Annotated in this window: 15 protein-coding genes and 1 pseudogene; 10 read left to right on the forward strand and 6 right to left on the reverse strand. The window is 40.8% G+C overall.

Annotation, left to right across the window (positions count from 1 at the left end):
* Nucleotides 1–25 precede the first annotated feature (25 nt).
* Nucleotides 26–1,561: a glutamate--tRNA ligase gene (gene gltX / locus AC0L7T_RS26700; protein ID WP_473339760.1), complete on the reverse strand. Its 1,536-nt coding sequence runs from the start codon at nt 1,559–1,561 to the stop codon at nt 26–28.
* 139 nt (nt 1,562–1,700) lie between these two features.
* Between gltX and AC0L7T_RS26705 the strand changes: the two genes are divergently transcribed.
* The 3 genes from AC0L7T_RS26705 to AC0L7T_RS26715 all read left to right on the forward strand — a co-directional run bounded on the left by AC0L7T_RS26705 (nt 1,701) and on the right by AC0L7T_RS26715 (nt 3,611).
* Complete coding sequence (locus AC0L7T_RS26705) at nt 1,701–2,309, forward strand: hypothetical protein (protein ID WP_473339762.1); 609 nt, start codon at nt 1,701–1,703, stop codon at nt 2,307–2,309.
* Nucleotides 2,310–2,641: 332 nt separating this feature from the next.
* Entirely contained in the window at nt 2,642–3,094 is a 453-nt protein-coding gene (locus tag AC0L7T_RS26710) for a hypothetical protein (RefSeq protein ID WP_473339764.1), read from the forward strand.
* A 70-nt stretch (nt 3,095–3,164) separates the two neighbouring features.
* Nucleotides 3,165–3,611 carry a hypothetical protein gene (locus tag AC0L7T_RS26715; RefSeq protein WP_473339766.1) on the forward strand — a complete coding sequence of 149 codons (447 nt, stop codon included), beginning with the start codon at nt 3,165–3,167 and terminating at the stop codon, nt 3,609–3,611.
* A 216-nt stretch (nt 3,612–3,827) separates the two neighbouring features.
* Here the strand turns inward: AC0L7T_RS26715 and AC0L7T_RS26720 are convergent, their stop codons facing one another.
* Nucleotides 3,828–4,142, reverse strand: coding sequence for a hypothetical protein (locus tag AC0L7T_RS26720; protein ID WP_473339768.1), 315 nt, complete (start codon nt 4,140–4,142; stop codon nt 3,828–3,830).
* Nucleotides 4,143–4,388: 246 nt separating this feature from the next.
* On the opposite strand from AC0L7T_RS26720, the gene polA reads away from it, so the two are divergent.
* Nucleotides 4,389–7,205: a DNA polymerase I gene (polA, locus tag AC0L7T_RS26725; RefSeq protein ID WP_473339769.1), complete on the forward strand. Its 2,817-nt coding sequence runs from the start codon at nt 4,389–4,391 to the stop codon at nt 7,203–7,205.
* Nucleotides 7,206–7,322: 117 nt separating this feature from the next.
* On the forward strand, nt 7,323–8,699 hold the full coding sequence (gene radA / locus AC0L7T_RS26730; RefSeq protein WP_473339770.1) for a DNA repair protein RadA: 1,377 nt from the start codon (nt 7,323–7,325) through the stop codon (nt 8,697–8,699).
* A gap of 39 nt (nt 8,700–8,738) precedes the next feature.
* Here the strand turns inward: radA and AC0L7T_RS26735 are convergent, their stop codons facing one another.
* Entirely contained in the window at nt 8,739–9,455 is a 717-nt protein-coding gene (locus AC0L7T_RS26735; protein WP_473339771.1) for a class I SAM-dependent methyltransferase, read from the reverse strand.
* A 151-nt stretch (nt 9,456–9,606) separates the two neighbouring features.
* On the reverse strand, nt 9,607–11,082 hold the full coding sequence (locus AC0L7T_RS26740) for a M14 family metallopeptidase (protein WP_473339772.1): 1,476 nt from the start codon (nt 11,080–11,082) through the stop codon (nt 9,607–9,609).
* Between the two features lie 172 nt (nt 11,083–11,254).
* Between AC0L7T_RS26740 and AC0L7T_RS26745 the strand changes: the two genes are divergently transcribed.
* From AC0L7T_RS26745 to AC0L7T_RS26755, 3 genes and pseudogenes are all read left to right on the forward strand, one after another.
* Entirely contained in the window at nt 11,255–12,265 is a 1,011-nt protein-coding gene (locus AC0L7T_RS26745; protein WP_473339773.1) for a dipeptide epimerase, read from the forward strand.
* Between the two features lie 14 nt (nt 12,266–12,279).
* On the forward strand, nt 12,280–13,338 hold the full coding sequence (locus AC0L7T_RS26750; RefSeq protein ID WP_473339774.1) for an aminotransferase class I/II-fold pyridoxal phosphate-dependent enzyme: 1,059 nt from the start codon (nt 12,280–12,282) through the stop codon (nt 13,336–13,338).
* Nucleotides 13,339–13,566: 228 nt separating this feature from the next.
* Nucleotides 13,567–13,920 (forward strand): annotated as a pseudogene (locus AC0L7T_RS26755) (four helix bundle protein).
* Between the two features lie 991 nt (nt 13,921–14,911).
* On the opposite strand, the gene AC0L7T_RS26760 reads toward AC0L7T_RS26755, so the two are convergent.
* Entirely contained in the window at nt 14,912–16,786 is a 1,875-nt protein-coding gene (locus AC0L7T_RS26760; protein WP_473339775.1) for a DUF4838 domain-containing protein, read from the reverse strand.
* Nucleotides 16,787–17,084: 298 nt separating this feature from the next.
* On the opposite strand from AC0L7T_RS26760, the gene AC0L7T_RS26765 reads away from it, so the two are divergent.
* Nucleotides 17,085–17,831, forward strand: coding sequence for a hypothetical protein (locus AC0L7T_RS26765; RefSeq protein WP_473339776.1), 747 nt, complete (start codon nt 17,085–17,087; stop codon nt 17,829–17,831).
* 15 nt (nt 17,832–17,846) lie between these two features.
* Here AC0L7T_RS26765 and AC0L7T_RS26770 read toward each other — a convergent pair whose 3' ends face one another.
* A complete protein-coding gene (locus AC0L7T_RS26770) occupies nt 17,847–19,640 on the reverse strand; it encodes an ABC transporter ATP-binding protein (RefSeq protein ID WP_473339777.1) in 1,794 nt (597 codons plus the stop codon).
* 143 nt (nt 19,641–19,783) lie between these two features.
* Here AC0L7T_RS26770 and AC0L7T_RS26775 point away from each other — a divergent pair, with 143 nt between their 5' ends.
* Entirely contained in the window at nt 19,784–20,884 is a 1,101-nt protein-coding gene (locus tag AC0L7T_RS26775; RefSeq protein WP_473339778.1) for a Glu/Leu/Phe/Val family dehydrogenase, read from the forward strand.
* Nucleotides 20,885–20,954: the final 70 nt, after the last annotated feature.

Genomic DNA, 20,954 nt, shown 5'->3' on the forward strand with positions numbered 1-20,954 from the left:
TTAAAGTAAGCTTTACATCTAATAATTAAGCAACGGTTATATTCTTTAACGCAAAATTAATCCTTATGATCAATTCTTCTTTACCTAATATTTCGAAAATCTGCATGAGATCCGGTCCTGCCCCTACTCCTGTAATGGCAAGTCTTACAGCTTGCATTATTTTTCCTAATTTAATTTCTTTCTCTTCTGCGGTTTCACCCAGCATATTTCTGGCCATATCAGCAGTAAGCGAAGTTGTTAGCTTCCCCAATTTTTCCTCTACAGCAGTCAAAAGAGTAACAACATCCTGGTTCCACTTTTTGTTTACTATTTGCTGATCAAACTCCTTGGGTGCAAATACCATAAAGCGTCCTTCTTTCCAAAGATCAGATGGAAAAGTGGCTCTCTCTTTCATTAGAGACACAATTTTCTCTGCTTTTTCCGCACTTATCGTGACATCTTCTTTAGCCAAATCTGCCGTTAAATAGCCAGACAACTCACTGTTGCTCTTCTTTCTCAGGTATTGTTCATTGTACCATTTTGCCTTATTGATATCAAATTTCGTACCTGATTTACCAATTCGCTCAATTGAAAAAGTTTCAATCAATTCATCAATGCTGAATATCTCTCGTTGATCTCCTGGATTCCAGCCTAAAAAGGCAAGGAAATTCAGGAAAGCATCAGGCAAATAACCAGCTTCCTTAAAACCATCTACCAATTCACCGTTCTCAGGATTTGTCCAGTTCAGAGGGAAAATTGGAAATCCATGCTTATCTGCATCTCTTTTAGACAATTTGCCATTGCCATCAGGCTTAAGCAATAAAGGAAGATGCGCAAATTGAGGCATCGTATCTTCCCATCCTAAAAATTTATAAAGCAGGACATGAAGTGGAGCAGATGGAAGCCATTCTTCACCCCTAATCACGTGCGTAATCCCCATTAAATGATCATCAACAATATTTGCCAGATGATAGGTGGGCATTCCGTCAGATTTCATCAATACTTTATCGTCCAGAGAATTGGAATGAACCATTACCCAGCCGCGCACTAAATCGTTTAATCTTACTTCTTCCTTTCTTGGTATTTTAATACGTATTACATACGCCTCACCTGAATCCAAACGTGCTTTAACCTCATCAGACGGGAGGGTGAGCGAATTTTTCATTTGTGTTCTAGTGATAGAATTGTACTGTGGAGAAACCACTCTTGCCGCAGTGAGACGTTTTCTCATCTCATCAAGCTCCTCGGAAGTATCAAATGCATAATAGGCATGCCCTTGGTCCAAAAGGTATTGGGCATATTCCATGTACATTGATTTTCTCTCAGATTGACGATAAGGACCTACCTCACCAGGATTCCAAGGACTTTCATCGGGTTCAATCCCTATCCATTCCAAGGATTTTTTGATGTAATCTTCTGCGCCAGGCACATACCTATTTTGGTCAGTATCTTCAATCCTTAACAAAAATTTCCCGCCATTTTTTTTGGCAAAAAGATAATTGTACAATGCGGTTCTTACACCGCCTATATGTAAAGCTCCAGTAGGTGACGGAGCAAATCTAACGCGTACTTCCTTACTCATAAAACAGCAATCAATTTCAATTTAAGTGGGCAAAGATAATCAATAAATAACGAAATCGCCCGAATCTACCTCAAATGTATTGTCATTCTACCTTATATGCTAAACTATAAAACGTTGCTTGCTGTTTAATAGGTCAATCATGGCAAAATCCACAGTAAATAATGACAACTCCCAAAAGGAAATGTTCCGCCTTCTGAAAATTTTCGGCTTTACATCTCTGGGTCTGGTTCTTATTCTTTCTTTTTTCGATGGTCATCGGGCCAATAACTCTGGAGAAGACCCAACTTTCACAATTAAAGACGCAGGCCTACTGTTTTTTTACAACGTCAGAAGGATCGATTACCAAGTCCAACGCTTGCCTGAAGCCAAAATAGAAATCTATACCAATACTTCTTTCGATAGGGACAGCACCAAAAATAACTTCCAGTTAGACCTGATCCTTAATAAAAACAAACAAACTGCCTTCCTCTATTTAAAGCCACTTGGGAATTATAGCAATCTTGAAACCTTAAAATTAAGAAATGGAAACCAACCAGTTCAAGACACCCTAATACTTAAACCCGGGGCTGCTGACAGAAACGCACACTTAGCAGCTGCACAAACAATTGCTGAATGGCTTCAACAAGAAAATGGCTTTTTAGAAGTCTCTACCAACGAAAAATGGCTAACCTTATATCCTGAAAAAAAGCAGAAAGAAGCATTTATTGACACCTGCAATGACTTTCTCAAAATCACAGCAAATAAGTAACCCAAGATTTAGGACAAAAATCCAACTTCAAAAGGGTAAAAAATGAAACCAAACTGCTTCAGGTGTTCTTTAATCCCCTTGTGATTGACTACATTTTTATTAACTTATAATAATATGCAATAGGATTCCCTGATCTGTCTCAGCCTGTTCTGGTTTTACTTCTGTTTAAATATTGTATACATAAGAAAATCAGGCTATTTAAGATTTAAGCTATGTAGAATTAAAAGCGGCTTCAATAGACTGATTTTGCCAACTGAGCGGATCTACTCGTTATAGAAAATCTATTTCATATTTCGAATTAAGGTATCAAATGACCCAAAATTAACCTAGCTATGGAATTAAAAAGAATTGACAATCTTTGGCATTTCTTTGCAACTCAAAATCAACTATTTCTAAAAAAAGAAATCGATAATAAGGTGCTCTATGTATTTGCAAAAAACAAAATCAAGCTGACGCATTCATTTAATCCCCGCTTTACAGCACAATCCAGTTTGAGTATAGGGCCAGAATCGTTTGAAATGGCGGTGGAAACTTATGCTGCAAGCCAAAAAAGATTTGGCATTCCTATTACAATAAACATGCAACAGCGTATATTTTTCCCAAAAGAACTACTCAAACTTACCTCCCGCTTTTCATTGATCGTGGAAAAGGACCGCTTTAAAAATTTGCGGATTACGTTGGAACCCTTTGTCCCCAAAAACATCAAAGACACCAGCTCTCCCATCAACCTCATCAGTGAAACGCTATGGTCCTTTAGGTACTTTTCCAATACAGTCAAAAATTAGAACCTATACCCTATTTGCATTAAAATCAAAAAAGCTGATTTTTATCAAAGTATCCTTTTTAAATTTGGCTATGAATAATCCCTCAAGTACAAAAGAATTCCCAATGTTCACCATGTCAAACAGAGGCATATTGCTCTTAAGTGGAATCTATACCGCTGCTTGGGCTGCTCTTTTCAAATGGTTCGGTCCACAATTGTTTTCATGGCTGTCAATGCGGATTGATTTTGAGACCACTATGCCCACCGGGTTTTATGGAATTGTTGGCATAATATCAGGAATCATTATTTTACTGTCTGCCTTTTATCCCATAAGCTGGATTTACCTTACTGCCCTTGGATGGTTTGGAAAACTTGTAAGTCTCCTTACCTTCCTTCTTCTTTATATGCCAGATTTAGAATGGAACAAACGGATTGCTTTCCACCTTTTCTTTAATGAAATCCTCTGTCTAGTACTTGTAGGTATAATGCTGTGGAAAGCATGGGAAGTAAAAAAATATCTAAAAACACTCCCTGAATAACCAACAATCTTTGATTCGGAATTTAGATGCTATACAACTCACTTCCGCATTTATTTGCCAACTCCAAATGCTGTGAATCGGTATTATCTTGAATTTCCACAATTATTTCACCCTTCGTATTTAGCACTGGCAAAAACACGCCATTAGGCAGACAAAGAAAAGGTTGCGCTCTATGGTAAAAACGCAACCTTTTTAATTCAATCGTGTAGTATCCAATTACAAAATAAGGATCAACAATAAGATAATGATGATGGCTCCTGTAGAAATATAGATCCCACTTCCACGCTCCTTAGCTTCTTTGTTAATCTCTCTCAGTTCTTTGCGAATTTCTTTCTTTTCACTTTTATCCATTGATTTAAAATCCATGGCTTTGATTTCCAAAATTCGGCTATCCAGTTCGTCCAATCTTGCCTGGTCTTCAGGGCTCAATTCCTTTTTCTCTGTATTTTTTTCTCCGTCTTTTGCCATGGCTACAGGTGCCAGAGATGTAACGAGTAACACCAACGATAAAAAGTAAGCTATCTTTTTCATTTTGTTAAATTTATTGTTTAAACCTTATTAATAATTATTTAATCCTCCATTAATGATCTGGCACAAAACATTTATTTATCAATAATCCTACCAATTTAAATGATTTCCTTGATCTTATCCTAGAAGGACATGGAAATCATCATTTTTACCAGCTCATCCATTCCCTAAAATTAATTAACTTAGGCTAAAATTGTTTGTATATTTACCTAATAATAGTAGCGCAAAACTTCAAAAACATACCTAGAAATGTCTAAAGGCAATAAAAAACTATTCTTACTGGATGCTATGGCGCTGATATACAGGGCACATTTTGCTTTCAGCAAAAATCCGAGAATCAATAGCAAAGGGTTAAACACCGGCGTCATGCTGGGCTTTACCAATACTTTGTTGGAGATCTTAGAAAAAGAAAAACCTTCCCATATAGCGGTAGTATTTGACACCTCTGCCCCTACCTTTAGGCATGTACAGTTTGAAGCTTATAAGGCCAATAGACAGGAACAACCCGAGGACATCTATGTAGCCATACCATGGGTAAAACAAATTGTTAAAGCTTTTAATATTCCAACCCTTGAATTGGACGGCTATGAGGCAGATGACATCATCGGTACCCTCGCAAAACAAGCTGAAAAAAGCAGCTATACCGTCTACATGATGACCCCAGACAAGGATTATGGGCAGTTGGTAGACGACCATATTTTCCTCTACAAACCTGCATTTATGGGAAATGCAGTGGATGTTATGGGCCCCAAGGAAATTTGCGAAAAATGGGACATCGAAAATGTGGACCAGGTAAGGGATATGCTGGGATTAATGGGAGATGCGGTTGACAACATCCCAGGAATCCCTGGAATTGGTGCCAAGACCGCGGTTAAGCTGCTCAAACAATATGGAACCGTCGAAGAGTTGATAAAAAATACAGACCAATTAAAAGGGAAACAAAAGGAAAATGTAGAAAACTTTGCCCAACAGGGAGTTCTGTCCAAAGAATTGGCTACCATCATGATAGATGTGCCCATAGAATATCATGCAGATGATTTCACCTATGAACCTCCAAATGAAGAAACCTTAAAAGCATTATTTGCTGAATTGGAGTTCAGAACGCTCTCTAAACGAGTGTTCGGTGAGGGGCTAAAAAAACCCAAAATAAAAGTAGATGAACAATTGGGTCTCTTTACGGGAAATGACAAACCTGAGGAAGTTTCCAACAATGACACAGAACAAGATCCTCCTATAGCTGGCACTGAGGCCCTGGACACAATTTACAGCCGCCCACATGATTACCACAAAGTAGAAGGTGAAACAGCCATTGCTGAATTGGTTGGTTACCTTTTGAAACAACCGGAAATTTGCTTTGACACCGAAACGACCTCTCTTAATCCAAATAAGGCAGAGTTGGTAGGTATTTCATTTTCATACATCACTTCGGAGGCTTACTACATTCCATTCCCTGAGGGACGAGAGGCTGCGGATAAAATTCTCGCACAGCTTCAACCTGTATTTGAATCGGAGGATATTCTAAAAATCGGGCAAAATATCAAATACGACATCCTTGTACTGATGAATTATGGAATAGCTGTAAAAGGAAAACGCTATGACACCATGCTGGCCCATTACCTGATAGAGCCAGAAGGAAAACATTCTATGGATTGGTTGGCAGAGCAATACCTTAATTACAAGCCAGTTTCTATAGAGAGCCTAATCGGCAAAAAAGGAAAAAACCAAGGGAATATGCGAGATGTTGACCCTGAGGAAGTGGTTCCATATGCATCGGAAGATGCAGACATCACCCTGCAATTAAAAACCAAATTAGATCCCATTATCAAAGAAAACCATCTCGAAAAACTCTTGCTAGAAGTGGAAAGCCCTCTGATCGGTGTTTTGGCAGCCATGGAGTTTGAAGGGGTGAAAATAGACGTAGAAAGCTTGAAAGAGATGTCTGTAGCCTTGGAAACAGAAAGCAAGGAAATAGAAAAAAGGGTCTATGAATTGGCTGGGGAGACTTTTAACCTTGCCTCTCCAAAACAATTGGGAGAAATACTTTTTAACAAACTTGAGCTGGATGCAAAAGCCAAAAAAACCAAAACCGGCCAATATGCTACCGGTGAGGAGGTACTCAGCAGACTTGCGGGCGAACATGAAATTGCACAGGCTATCTTGGACTATAGACAATTGGTAAAACTAAAGTCCACCTATGTTGATGCACTTCCTGCTTTGATCAATCCGAAAACAGGCAGAATTCACACCACCTACAATCAATTTGTCGCAGCCACAGGAAGGCTTTCTTCCAACAACCCCAACCTTCAGAACATCCCTATCCGAACCGCAAGAGGTAGAGAAATTCGAAAAGCATTTGTCCCAAGAGATGAAAACCATTCGATTCTGGCAGCAGATTACAGCCAGATAGAATTGCGCATAATGGCGGCATTCTCTCAGGATGAATCAATGATCGAAGCATTCAAACAAGGGCGTGACATTCATGCAACTACTGCGGCCAAAATATTTCAAGTGCCACTTGAAGAGGTGACAGGAGACATGCGAAGAAAAGCAAAAACGGCCAATTTTGGCATCATTTATGGCATATCCGCCTTTGGATTGTCCCAACGGCTTAAGATCCCTAGGGGAGAAGCCAAAGAAATTATTGATGCCTATTTCAAGGAATTCCCTGCAGTAAAGGATTACATGGATCAATGCATAGAGAAAGCGAGAAAAAACGAATATGTGGAAACCATCTTAGGTAGAAGAAGATACCTCAGAGATATCAATAGCAGAAATGCAACCATGAGGGGTTTTGCCGAAAGAAATGCCATCAACGCCCCTATTCAAGGATCCGCAGCCGATATGATCAAATTGGCCATGATCCATGTTCAGGACTGGATGATAAAGGAAAAACTCAAGTCCAAAATGATCCTTCAGGTACATGATGAATTGGTTTTTGATGCGCATAATGATGAAGTGGAACTTTTAAGAAAAGAAATTCCCCAACTAATGGCCAATGCCATAAAAATTACCGTACCACTGGATGTTGAGGTAGGTGTAGGCAAGGACTGGCTGGAAGCCCATTAATCCCGCTTTAAATACCTAAGTTCAGTATTGAAACTTAGTGCTAGAATTAAAAGACCTAGGGGATCGGATTCCCAATATATTTATTGAATTACCAAAAGCTCATCAACAATCATTACTGTGGCTAAAATTAAATCTGCCTTTTTTTGTCAAAACTGTGGTGTAGAAAGCGCCAAATGGACAGGAAAATGCCCTTCCTGTGGAGAATGGAACACTTTTGTAGAGGAGGTTGTCCAGAAAGAAGAAGTCCAAAGAGGAAGTTGGAAAGCAAGTAGTAAAAGCGCAAAGAAAGCCAACCAACCTAAACCTCTTCGAGAAATAACCTTTGAGGAACAATCTCGCCTGATGACAGGGGATGTTGAACTGGATCGGGTACTGGGCGGTGGAATAGTCCCGGGATCACTCGTATTGATAGGGGGAGAACCCGGGATCGGCAAGTCTACACTCATGCTGCAGATTGCCTTGATGCTTTCAAATACCAAGGTATTATACGTCTCCGGAGAGGAAAGCGAAACCCAGATAAAAATGCGTAGTGAGCGCATGCAGCACCATTCCGATGAGTGCTTTGTACTTTCAGAGACCAAAACCCAACATATTTTTCAGCAGATTGAATTGCTGAAGCCAGACCTCCTGGTCATCGATTCTATCCAAACCCTCCACAGCCAATATGTAGAATCGCCAGCAGGCTCGGTCAGTCAGGTCAGAGAATGTACTGCCGAGCTGATGAAGTTTGCCAAAGAAACGGGAACACCCGTCTTTTTAATTGGCCATATCACCAAAGACGGAACCATAGCAGGACCAAAAATTCTGGAACATATGGTAGATACTGTCTTGCAATTTGAAGGAGACCGTCACTTGAGCTATAGAATCCTTCGAACCTCTAAAAACAGGTTTGGATCTACCAATGAATTGGGCATTTATGAAATGCATGCCAATGGCCTGAGACCTGTCACCAATCCTTCCGAAATCCTGATGACCCAGCGGGACGAACAATTAAACGGTGTGGCAATAGGGGCAATGCTGGAAGGCAAAAGACCTCTATTGATCGAAATCCAATCGCTGGTCAGTCCTGCCACGTATGGCACGCCACAGCGGAGCAGCACCGGACACGATGCCAAGAGGCTGAACATGTTATTGGCAGTTTTAGAAAAAAGAGGGGGCATGCGATTGGGTCAACAGGATGTATTTCTCAATGTTGCTGGTGGAATAAGAGTAGATGATCCAGGACTGGATCTGTCCGTTGTGGCTTCTATCATATCCTCCTACGAGGACAAAGCGATTGATCCTGGAATTTGTTTTGCTGGAGAAATTGGTCTTGGAGGGGAAGTGCGTGCAGTAAACAGGATCGAAAACAGGATTGCTGAAGCTGCGAAAATGGGCTTTAAGAAAATCATGCTTTCCCGCTATGCCATCAAAGGCCTCGAACTAGACAAATACCCAATCGAGGTGGTCGCTGTAAGCAAACTGGAAGAAATGTACCGCCATATATTTTTGTAGCAGGCACGTTTCTTCCAGAGCATTATTTATTCTAAATGCTTATTTAGGTTTTCTACACCCAAAAGCAGCAAAACAACAATTCTTGTGTAAAATCTCTGCCCCGGTAAATCCAACTTTCTCCATAAGATTAAGCTGAAAAGGCAAAGACCTGGGGCTGTCTTCTTTTTCTATGTATGCAAAAACATTCTTGCGGTATTCGGCTCCCTTAAGTTTTTCCAAATAGCTACCGTACCAATTCCACATCATTTGCTGAATTTCAGGGTCATCGTGAACAACAAGATCTGATATCCAAAAACTACCACCTGGTGCCAATAGTTTAAATATTTTGGTGAAAACTTTTTCCCAATCTTCCTCCTCTCGAAGGTGATGCAAAACAGCCGCTGCTACTATAATATCATATTTACCTTCTTCCAATTTTGCATCTCGGATGTCGGCTTGTATGGTATTCACCTTCCCCGTTGTTGCCCAGGTAACCCTGTCTTTGGCCTTTGTTAGCATAGGCTTGCTTAGGTCTAGCAAATCACTATTTAACTGCGGAAATTTCTCCAAAACCTTTAAAGAAAGATTTCCGGCTCCACATCCTATATCCAATAAATTTTTTGCTTCAGGGTTGCAAGCTAAAGCGGCATTTGCGATTAAATCCATGGACAACGGTGCATCTATCGTCGCTTGCTGTCCTGTCTCTAAATTAGAAAAGCGCTCAACATCCTGATCAAATCTTTCTTTAATTTCTGTTACAGTAGACTTGCTTTGCATGAGGTTATTTTGGTTCTATTTAAATTAAACATCTATGATTTTAACCATTTAATGCAACAATTACAACATTTCACCCACTTTCTATCAATATTGTAGGGCAAATAATAATTACAGGTGATTAATTAAAAGACAATTACACGAATTCAAGCTTTTATTCAATTTTTTGCCAAAAGGATATGTTTTCTGGGCTGTCCAGCCGGATAACATGGCCATTTATTATCGCCACATTCCTTTTTCCCTCCACCGTCAGGTAAAATAAGGGAGTACCCTCCAATTTCGGGTTCATGTTGGGAGCATTCCCTTCAGTAAAGAGTAGGATTGGCAATTGATGAACCTGCCCTTGATTTAACTTGTCTGTAGCCACAGCCAAATAGCCTTCTTTAAGCAATTCCATCACTCTGGCCCTATCAAGTTTTTCAAAGGGAATGACTTCAGTCCATATTTCTCCCTTCTCAAGTGTCATTCCTTTTGCCTCTATTTCCTCATAGCCGTAGTATACGGAAAGGTCCCCCCAATCCTCAATTTTCCCATTCATAACCAATAGGCTATCCAGATATACCTCGCTACTTTTTATCCCAATATCGGTCAGGTACTTATTATCAGCTGCCTCTGTTTCTACATTTTTTATCAACAAATCCATCAGCTTGGAATCATTTTCCGGTATGGCATGATAAGCCTCCTCCGTATACTGATCGTAACTCTCTGTAGCAATATCATACAAAGCATTTAGTAGAATCATGAAATTTAGCTGCCGAATATATTGCTTTTCAGGATCACCGGCATAAGCACCTGATTCTATCAATATGGTGCTGGTTCCCCACTTTTGAATATTGTCTCCAAAAGCCCTGGGTTCAAAACTGTCATCGTATTTGCCAACCTGACCGGGAATCACTTGCTGTAAAAGTTTATTCATTCCAACAATCACTTTCATAGCTTTACTTCTCACCGCATTTACTTCACGAGCCTGATTGTAAGCAGGTGCCAAAAAAGAAATGGTGGCAGGAAGGGCAGTCCCCTCCACATTATAATACCTGTTTTGATCGTGAAGGTTAAAGCCAAATTCAGGCTCAAAAGCATCCCTGGCAGTTTTAAGGACAATGCCTTCTGGAGTACTTTGGCGAACTGCATCCCTATTAAGATCGATTTGTTGGGCATTTCTTCTGACAAACTTCTCTGCACCATCTGGATTCAACATGGGAATAAAACGAAGCAGCAAATTTTCACGAAGGGCCGAACGAATGAACTCAAAGCCATCTTCAGGTGATCCCTCCAGAAAATTAAAAAGGTCGAAAAGTGCCATGGTGGCGGTGCTTTCATTGCCATGCATCTGAGACCAAAGCAGCACTTTACGAGTACCTTCGCCATAGGTCAACGCATTTATCGGTCGGCCTTCCACGGATTCACCAAGTACAGTTCTTTCGAACATGGCCTTTCTTTCGGCAATTAAAGGCGCAATTACTTCATAGCCATAGCGCCTATTATCAATTTCTGGCGCTTTGTATTGAACATATGCACGCTCTAGAATTGCCGGGCTGATACTGTCTGTGCTTTCCTTTGCAGGCTGACAACCATTGCCTAAAAAAAGGAGAACAATAAAAAGTACACTCATTCCAAAAGAATTCTTCATAAGGCTACTGAATCTTGGTTACTATGTAAATATGGCGAAATTTAATTAAATTCAACTCCCGAAATAATAAACAGCAACAAGACGAATTTAATAAGGTCCTGCCATTGTTAATCTATTACCTGGCAGTTTTTTACCAAAAGGATATACTTGTAAAATTCAATTCTATCATTTTATGAAATTAGAAATACTACCTTATAAACTGCCATTAAAACACACCTTCACCATCGCTCACCAAAGTAGGGATGTTCAAGACACCTTGATTGTTAAGCTAATTTCTGGTGAGCATTATGGATTAGGCGAGTCTACTACCAATCCATTTTATGGGATGACCTTAGACAATATGCAGTCCTGCTTGAAACTGGTTGCAGAAAAATTAGTCCCAATGAAGCCTATCCATCCAGAACAACTTTGGGCTATCACGACACCTTTATTTAAAGACAATCCTTTTGCTCAATGTGCGCTGGACATAGCTGCCTGGGATTTGTATGCCAAGCTGCAGGGTAAGAAACTCTACGAATTGCTTGAACTTGACCCGAAAAAAATACCGGTCACCAATTTCACCATCGGCATTGCCCCTATTTCTAAAATGGTGGAGAAAATGCAGGAACAGCAATGGCCACTCTATAAAATCAAATTGGGAACTGCCAATGACATGGAGATCATCAGGGAACTACGAAAACATACCGATGCGGCTTTTAGAATTGATGCCAACTGCGCCTGGAATGCGGATCAAGCCATCTCCTACTCCAAAGAGCTGGCCGATCTGAATGTAGAGTTTATGGAGCAGCCTCTCCCTAAGGACGACTTCGAGGGAATGAAAAAAGTATTTGCCCAAAGTGCCTTACCGGTTATTGCTGATGAGAGTTGTATCACCGAAGGGGATGTAGCCAAATGCCATGGCTATTTTCATGGGATTAATGTAAAACTGGTCAAAGCTGGGGGAATCACGCCTGGATTGCGTATGCTTAAGGAAGCCAAAACTTTAGGTATGAAGACCATGGTCGGCTGCATGACCGAATCATCAGTAGGCATTTCCGCTATTGCCCATATTGCTCCTTTGCTGGACTATGTAGACATGGATGGCGCCATGCTTTTGTCTAAAGACATCGCCAGCGGTGTGGAAATTTTCGATGATCACGTGGTATTTCCAGACAGAAACGGAACGGGTGCCTTACTTTTATAAACCAATTATTCACCATGAGCCACTCCTATTATACCGATCTTCCGGACAGAGAGATTTTTCATGAAGGAAAACCTTACCTCCACTTTAGTGGCACTTCCTATCTGGGCATGGGCAGTCAGTCGGAATTCAGACAATTACTGATTGATAGTATATTAAAACACGGACCCAACCATGGTTCCAGTCGCAACAGCAATGTGAAATTACCCATATATGATGCTTTTGAAACGCATTTTGCAGCCGCCGCAGGAGCTACAGATGCCGCATTGCTAAGCAGTGGCTTCATGGCTGGGCAACTCGCACTAAATACTCTAGGTTCACTTGTAGACTTGACCTGGACTGCGCCCGACACTCATCCGGCCATCACTTTTGGCAGTCAACAGCATTCGAACCTTTCCCACAAAAAGTGGCAAAAAAAGTGCATTGCTAAATCCCATGACCTAATGGGACAAAAAATCTTATTGCTTTCCAATGCAGTAAACCCACTAATCCCCGAAATTCATGATTTCAAATGGACGAAAAAACTATCCCCCTCCAATAAGTATTACTTATTAATAGACGACAGCCATGCATTTGGCATTCTGGGTGATGGTCTCTTTGGCACCTATTCGCAATGGAAAAACCTTCCTGTGGAACTAATGGTTTGTGGTTCCCTGGGCAAAGCGCTTGCCCTTCCGGCGGGAATTATCCTTGGAAATCAGTCTTTGATTCATCAGGTTAGAGAAAACCCTGTTTACCGCACCTCCTCGCCTCCTGCTCCAGCATTTCTAAATGCATTTTTGGAGGGTCAGGAGATCTACAAAAGTCAGCAGCAAAAGCTAATTAAAAACCTCCACTACATGTTCTCTGCTGTTTCTCAGATGGAAGAATTTAAAATGTTAGCCCAGTATCCTGTCATTTCCTTTGCCCCTGAACACTGGGTAGATGTATTGCATCAAAAAGGGTTTGCACTGTCTTCCTTCCCCTATCCATTTCCCGCCAACCCTCCAGTTAACCGCATCATATTGTCTGCCTGGCACCTTCCTGGGGATTTGGAAGCGTTGGTCGAAGCGATTGGTTTATTTAATAATTATTAATTGTTAATTGTTAATTGTTAATGAAGTGAAAATGAGGTGGTTGTCGTTATACGTTATAAGTTAGGCGTTTGATGTAAGCAACCGCCGAGGTTCGTCAGTTTTTGCTTACGCAAAAACTGGACTTGTCCTCTCATAACAACTTCTAAGAAGCAGTCCCTGTGTGGGGACAAAGGTGAACGGTAACCAACATTAATAATTAACAATTAATCATTAATAATTATAAATGTTATGAAGGAGAACATTGTTAAAACCAAGAGCTTTGCGTTTGCGGTCAGGGTAGTCAAGTTATTCCAGTTTTTGTGTGAGCAAAAGAAAGAATTTGTTCTTTCGAAGCAACTTTTAAGGAGTGGTACAAGTGTTGGTGCAATGGTACGGGAAAGTGAGCATTCTGAAAGCAAGAAAGATTTTATTCATAAATTGGCAATTGCTCAAAAATAAATAAACGAAACGATTTATTGGCTTGAACTTTTAAAAGAAACAAACTACCTAAGTGACGAACAATTTTTAAGTATCAACGCAGACGCTATTGAGCTAATTAAGCTGGTTACTAGCATCTTACGAACAACAAAGAATAATTGTTAATGGTTAATTATTAATTGTTAATGAAAAAGGAATGGTCATCGTTAATAGCGAAGATTTGACGCTTCCTTTAAGAAATCGTAAGCGGTATCGGTTTTTACTTCGTAAAAACTGGCCCTTTCCTTTCAGTACAACTTCTACAAAGCAGAACCAGTGTCAAGCTAACGTTTCACGACTACAAACATTAATAATGAAAAAGGAATGGTCATCGTTAATAGCGAGGGTTTGACGCTTCCTTTAAGAAACCGTAAGCAGTATCGGTTTTTACTTCGTGAAAACTGGCCCTATCCTTTTAGTACTACTTCTATAAAGCAGAAACAGGGTCAAGCTAACGTTTCACGACTACAAACATTAATAATTAAAAAGGAATGGCCATCGTTTATAGTGAGGATTTGACGCTTCCTTTAAGAAACCGTAAGCGGTATCGGTTTTTACTTCGTGAAAACTGGCCCTATCCTTTTAGTACTACTTCTACAAAGCAGAAACAGGGTCAAGCTAACGTTTCACGACTACAAACATTAATAATGAAAAAGGAATGGTCATCGTTAATAGCGAGGATTTGACGCTTCCTTTAAGAAATCGTAAGCGGTATCGGTTTTTACTTCGTAAAAACTGGCCCTATCCTTTCAGTACAACTTCTACAAAGCAGAACCAGTGTCAAGCTAACGTTTCACGACCTCAAACATTAATAATTAAAAAGGAATGGCCATCGTTTATAGTGAGGATTTGACGCCTCCCTTAAGCAATCGTAAGCGGTATCGGTTTTTACTTCGTAAAAACTGGCCCTATCCTTTCAGTACAACTTCTACAAAGCAGAACCAGTGTCAAGCTAACGTTTCACGACTACAAACATTAATAATTAACAATTGATCATTAATAATTAAAAACTGGCTAGGCTCTCAAAACAACTTCTACAAAGCAGAGTAAGTGTTAATGCACTATTTCACGATAACCAACATTAACAATTAACCATTGATAATTAACAATTAAAAACCTATTCATTAACAATTAATAATTGATAATTACGAAGGTATTCCTTTGGCGTGGTATGCCATTCGGAGAGTCTGCTGACTTCGGTATCCATGCATTGAAAATAGAAATCGTAGAGTAGTTTGCTTACTTCCTCTGGAAGTTTGACTTTTTGCTGGTCTCCAACCTGGTAAGTCTCCCATTTACTCCCATTTTTTTCCTTAGCGATTTCAAGCATGGCAAAGGATACTGGAAGTCGGGCAGATTTTACTCGGCTGAGTTGTTCGGGATTCTTTCGGACTGCCTTCTCTGCTTTATCGAAGAGTGCATTGTATTTGGCTATTAATTCTGGTTTGAGGAAACTGTCTTCTTCTTGTTTTGGACTTCCGAAAATGGACATTTTTCTTCCCGTAAATCCTTGGTTATTGTCATGAAGCAGGTCAATATAGTCTTTAACAAAAGGGGATGCCTTTCCATAATAGGCGTTAAAGAATTCATCCATCTCCTGGTCCACATTCAGGTTTGGATTCCAAAGCAATTTGGCCAATAGGTAGGCCCTAATTTCGGCCGATTCACCACCTGACTGAATATTGCCCTGGGCAAATACTGCACTGACATTGTTGTCACGGAGAAAGGAAATATTGGGCTGTAGGGTACGGAGATTAGGAAAAGGAGCCAGCAAATTCGCAAACTGAATGTTATAGTCCCAAATCAGGATATTGTCTGTAATTTGGCCCCAACCTTTCAGGTCATTGCTGAAGTCTGGATCTCCCGATTCCATGGGTTCATTTCTAGTGCTCTCTATGCTACATAGCATGATGTTGACATTTTCACGAGGCACAATGTCCTTGGGTGGAACTCGGGTATATTGATAAGCCAGCGTAGAGATGATTTTATCTGGAAAGCGCTCAGCTACCTTATTGACAAAGGTCAACATGGAGCCCATCCCCAGGGCAGGATATTGCCCACCATGGGTAGCATACATTTTCTCCTCTGGAGCAAAAGCGGCATATTTGGCATCCAATGCCGCACAATGCTCACATTGACAATAATTCACATTGTCATTCTGGCTAACGGACCAATACAAGGCTTCCGGTTTGTTATCGATGGCTTTTTGGAGGTTTTCGCACACAATCTCAAGAACAGCTGGATTGGTTAAGCAAAGCTGAGATTCGGGTTGCACACTCTTCCCATCCCAGGAAGGTACCATGCCAGGATGTCGCTTGCCATCATAGTAGCTAAAATATTCGGGATGACTTACACCATATTCTTCTGGGTTGAGAAAGCTATGAAAAGTATGTACCCAGTGCCCCCATTCAGCGGAAATATTGCCCCGCTCACTATGCGTATGCAACTTGTGCCAATCCATGAATTTGGGATCATAGGCATCATTATAAAACACCTCCCTAAAGGTGAAATCAGGTACCTGCAAATCATCTATCGCTGGTATTTTGATGGTTTTTTGTTCAGGAATAACTTCAAAAGTTGAAGTGTATTTTTTACAGCCCAGGTACTGCTCAAGAAAAGTGTAGACAGCATACTCAACGCCTTTTTTTGGCCCGCCAGTAAGGATAAGTTGCTTGCCATTGTTTCCAATATACAGCCCATCTTTACCCATTTGGTCATAGGGCAAATTGGAGGTCTCGGGACGAGCCACTTTTCCTACCAGGATTTCATTGTCGCCAGGAAGTCCTCGGTCCTGCCTTACGGGAAGCTTGGCGCCAGAGATTTTGTACAAATAGTGTTGCAAGACCTTGGCTCCCTGAATTTCTTCCACAGTAGGTTGCTCGGGAATAATGATGGTAAAGTCAGATTTCTTGTTCTTGACCAAGGTAAGCTCCTGTGCCAGGCTGGCAGAAAAGAAAGAAAAAGTCAGTAGCAGTCCGATTATTGTTTTCATTTGGCATTTTGAGCTATTGAAAGAATTGATTACAATGGATAGAAATATACAACGGAAGGAGGGAAGGTGCAAGCGGATATGGAACCACACATAAAATTCTATTTGTTACCGGCTAATCCTTTTCCAATATAGTCTCCTTTCGGACTTTTATGCTTAACACAGCTTTGCAAGATCCATCCAAAAAATTATTGACAAATCTTATGAATGCTCCAAGTACTAGAAGAAACCAAAGTGCACAGGAAAAAGGCACAATACTTGATACTAAAATATTAAGTTAAACCCTAAAAACATTTACTCCATGTATAGACTTTTAATTATTCCTTTAGCTTTCCTCGTGTTTCTTTTCTCCACTCCTACTCAGGCCCAGATAACGATAGATGCCGAGACAGGGCTGGCATTTCCGGGCTATAATGATGTGCGCATTCCCAACACCACAGGAACTTTTTTTAGTTTCCAAGACGATTTTGAAGCACAAGGACCTGTTATACCTTATAGAATAAGATTGGGCTATACTTTCAATGAGAAGAACCATATTTTTGCCCTTTATGCACCATTGGGCGTTAATTATAAAGGCACTGCCAATAGAGACATCAACTTTGAGTCCAGTGTTTTTGAGCAAGGACAAGCTTTGGAGGGCTATTACCAGTTCAACAGTTATAGGCTGACTTACCGTAGGGACATCATTTCTGCAGGAAACTGGCTCGTGGGTGTTGGCTTCACTGCCAAAATCCGTGATGCACAAGTTCGCCTGGCCAACGACCAGGGACTTAGCGACAAAAAAGATGATTTTGGCTTTGTGCCTTTATTGCACCTGTACACCGCCTATGATTTGGGAAATGAAAACCTGATTTACTTTGAAGGAGATGGCCTGGCTGGAGGCCCGGGAAGGGCTTTTGATTTGTTTTTAGGAACAAGACTTCCACTCACAGATCATATCGCTATAAAAGCAGGCTACCGCTTTTTGGAGGGAGGTGCTGATGTGGACGAGGTGTACAATTTCACCTTGGTTCAGTTTGCCGTTGCAGGATTATTTATCCAACTATAATGCTTCTTCCTTAAATCAATCTACCTCGCCGGCTTGCTGGGTTTGTTTATCGTACAAGGACGCATACGCCCCTTTTATGGACATCAATTCCGCGTGACTGCCTTTTTCGATAACAGCGCCGTCATCTAATACGATGATCTGATCTGCAAGCTTGGCGGAGGAAACCCGATGGGAAATGATAATGGAGGTTCGGTCCTTCATAATTTTCTCCAAGGCATTCAAGATCGCATTTTCTGTTTTGGTATCTACAGCAGAAAGACAATCATCAAGCAAAAGAATCTTTGGAGACTTCACAATGGCTCTGGCGATGGACACCCTTTGCTTCTGACCACCGGAAAGCGTCATTCCTCTTTCACCAAGGCGGGTTTCAAATCCTTGTGGAAACTCAATGATATTGTTATAAACATCTGCATCTTTGGCGGCTTGCTCTATCTGCGCCATATCCAGCGACTTGCCCATACCAAAACCAATATTATTGGCGATGGAGTCACTGAATAAAAACACATCCTGAGGGACATACCCGATTTGTTCCCGGAGATTGGCGATGTCATAACTTCTGATATCGTGGTCATCCAGCAGAATCCTTCCTTCGGTAGCATCATAAGTACGCATAAGGAGATTGGCAATGGTGGACTTTCCAGAACCAGTGGTACCAATAATGGCCAATGATTTACCGGCTTTGATTTCAAAACTCACCTTATCCAAGGCTTTTATTCCCGAATCAGGATAAACAAAGGAAAGGTTCTGAACTTCTATATGTCCTTTGATTTCTTTTTCCAGGTGCTCAGTACTTAAAATATCATTTTGCTCATCCATGAACTCGTTGATTCTGGCTTGAGAAGCAGCTGCCCTTTGTACAATACTCGTTACCCAACCCAGAGAAGTCACCGGCCAGGTAAGTATGTTGACATACAAAATAAATTCTGCGATTACCCCATATCCTATGGCGCCCTCTATCACTTGAATTCCTCCCACATATACAGTAAGGATGGTACTTAATCCAATCAAGGCCATGATCAAGGGAAAGAATAAGGATTGCACTTTGGTAAGTGATATTGATTTTTCTTTATAGTCTTCGCTTGCTTTCTGAAACTGGTTGGCGCTGTCTTTTTCCCTTACAAAAGATTTGATCACACGAATGCCTGAAAAGGCTTCCTGTACAAAAGTGCTTAATCCCGAAAGGCTGCGCTGTATCTTTTCCGAGCGCTTATTGATCATGTTATTGACCAGGTAAATGCTCACAGACAAAACAGGCAGAGGCAACAGCGAATACAAGGTAAGAGGTACATTTACGGTGAACATATACCCGATCACCATTGGAAACAAAATGGTTAGGTTAATGCCATACATCAGGGCAGGTCCCAAATACATACGAACCTTGGAAACATCCTCAGTGATCCTGGCCATCAAGTCGCCGGTACTATTTTGTCGAAAAAAGCTTAAGGGCAGCGTTTGATAGTGGGCGTAAATTTCATTTTTGAGGTCATATTCTATCAGCCTGGACATCGCAATGATAGTCTGGCGAATGAGAAACAGAAAAAGCCCTCTCAACAGAGCCATGGCAAGCATAAGCAAGCCAAAGACCAATATGTATTTCAGGAACTCAGATCTGGAAGCTTCTTGTACTACTTCACCATCATCAAATACCTGATAATAGCTAAAACTTTCTACCACATAATCGATGGCAATCCCGACAAGTCGCGCCGGAATTATTACAAAAAAGTTTGAAATAAATGTAAAAACTACGCCTAAGAAAAGGTACAGCTTATATTTATATAGGTATTTATTTAATCTCCAAAGGGGCTTCACAAAATAAATGACTTTTTAAACCACAATATCTTGAATAATATTGTGTTATATTGCAAATGAAAGGCAGATGGAATACATTAAATTCTGTACACATCTGTTTTTAACTGAACTCAAATATAACATATTATAAACATCAAAGTTCAATGGCGGCAATCAAAACGGAGGAAAAACCGAAGATAAATGAAATCTATGCCCAGATGGAGGAAATGGAGCATGAGCAATTGGTAATTTGCTATGACAAGCCAACCGGTCTAAAAGCCATAATTGCGATACACAATACCGTCCTTGGTCCTTCTCTTGGGGGAACCAGAATGTGGCATTATACGAATGAAGCAGATGCGATTAAAGATGTGTTGCGATTATCCAGAGGGATGACCTTTAAAGCATCTATTTCAGGGTTGAACATTGGCGGTGGAAAAGCCGTCTTGATAGGAGACCCTTCAATGAAAACAGAGGCCTATTTAAGGAGGTTTGGTCGGTTTATTGAAAGTTTAGGAGGCCGGTACACCACCGCTGAAGACATGAATACCCAAACTGCGGACATGGAATACATCGCCATGGAAACAAAGCATGTGACAGGGTTGCCTGAGAGCCAGGGAGGCGGCGGAGATCCGTCACCTGTGACTGCCTATGGCACTTACTTAGGCATGAAAGCAGCGGCAAAAAAGGCTTATGGAAGTGATTCGCTGAAAGGTAAAAGAGTCCTGATCCAAGGAGTTGGTCAGGTAGGTAAACACCTTGCCGAACACTTAACCAAAGAGAATGCAATAATAATGTTGGCCGATCTTAATACCGATAGGGCGGCTAAAGTAGCGGCATCGACGGGTGCAGAAGTAGTCTCCGCCACTTCCATTCAAGACCTTCCGATGGACATCTTTGCCCCTTGCGCTATGGGAGGTCAGCTAAATGACCAAACCATACCCGTTCTGACTTGTGATATTGTGGCAGGTGCAGCCAATAATCAATTGGACAAGGAACAAGTACATGCCAGAATGCTAATGGACCATGGAATACTCTACGCCCCGGACTTTCTCATCAATGCCGGTGGTTTAATTAATGTCTACCAGGAATATCAGGGGAATTACAAGAAGTCTTTAGCGTTAGAAAAGGCAGAAAATATATATGGTACTTGTTTGGAGGTATTTGATTTGGCTGGTTCTGAGGGAATATCTCCTCATGAAGCAGCACTTCAAAAAGCGCTAAAAAGGATAAAAGATATAGGACAATTGAAAATATCATGGTAGGTCTCGTGTTTTTTACAGCATGTGAGATCAAATATTTGTCCTTTGCAGGTACATTTACTAATTTGCAGAA

Source organism: Cyclobacterium sp. 10D3-21, from assembly GCF_055809755.1.

What these genes read in the sequence shown, in the direction of transcription:
- AC0L7T_RS26710 (WP_473339764.1), top strand. Translation starts at nt 2,642, where the DNA reads ATGGAATTAAAAAGAATTGACAATCTTTGGCATTTCTTTGCAACTCAA.
- AC0L7T_RS26765 (WP_473339776.1), top strand. Translation starts at nt 17,085, where the DNA reads ATGTATAGACTTTTAATTATTCCTTTAGCTTTCCTCGTGTTTCTTTTC.
- AC0L7T_RS26720 (WP_473339768.1), bottom strand. Translation starts at nt 4,142, where the DNA reads ATGAAAAAGATAGCTTACTTTTTATCGTTGGTGTTACTCGTTACATCT.
- gltX (WP_473339760.1), bottom strand. Translation starts at nt 1,561, where the DNA reads ATGAGTAAGGAAGTACGCGTTAGATTTGCTCCGTCACCTACTGGAGCT.
- polA (WP_473339769.1), top strand. Translation starts at nt 4,389, where the DNA reads ATGTCTAAAGGCAATAAAAAACTATTCTTACTGGATGCTATGGCGCTG.
- AC0L7T_RS26745 (WP_473339773.1), top strand. Translation starts at nt 11,255, where the DNA reads ATGAAATTAGAAATACTACCTTATAAACTGCCATTAAAACACACCTTC.
- AC0L7T_RS26735 (WP_473339771.1), bottom strand. Translation starts at nt 9,455, where the DNA reads ATGCAAAGCAAGTCTACTGTAACAGAAATTAAAGAAAGATTTGATCAG.
- AC0L7T_RS26775 (WP_473339778.1), top strand. Translation starts at nt 19,784, where the DNA reads ATGGCGGCAATCAAAACGGAGGAAAAACCGAAGATAAATGAAATCTAT.
- AC0L7T_RS26760 (WP_473339775.1), bottom strand. Translation starts at nt 16,786, where the DNA reads ATGAAAACAATAATCGGACTGCTACTGACTTTTTCTTTCTTTTCTGCC.
- AC0L7T_RS26715 (WP_473339766.1), top strand. Translation starts at nt 3,165, where the DNA reads ATGAATAATCCCTCAAGTACAAAAGAATTCCCAATGTTCACCATGTCA.
- AC0L7T_RS26740 (WP_473339772.1), bottom strand. Translation starts at nt 11,082, where the DNA reads ATGAAGAATTCTTTTGGAATGAGTGTACTTTTTATTGTTCTCCTTTTT.
- AC0L7T_RS26750 (WP_473339774.1), top strand. Translation starts at nt 12,280, where the DNA reads ATGAGCCACTCCTATTATACCGATCTTCCGGACAGAGAGATTTTTCAT.
- AC0L7T_RS26705 (WP_473339762.1), top strand. Translation starts at nt 1,701, where the DNA reads ATGGCAAAATCCACAGTAAATAATGACAACTCCCAAAAGGAAATGTTC.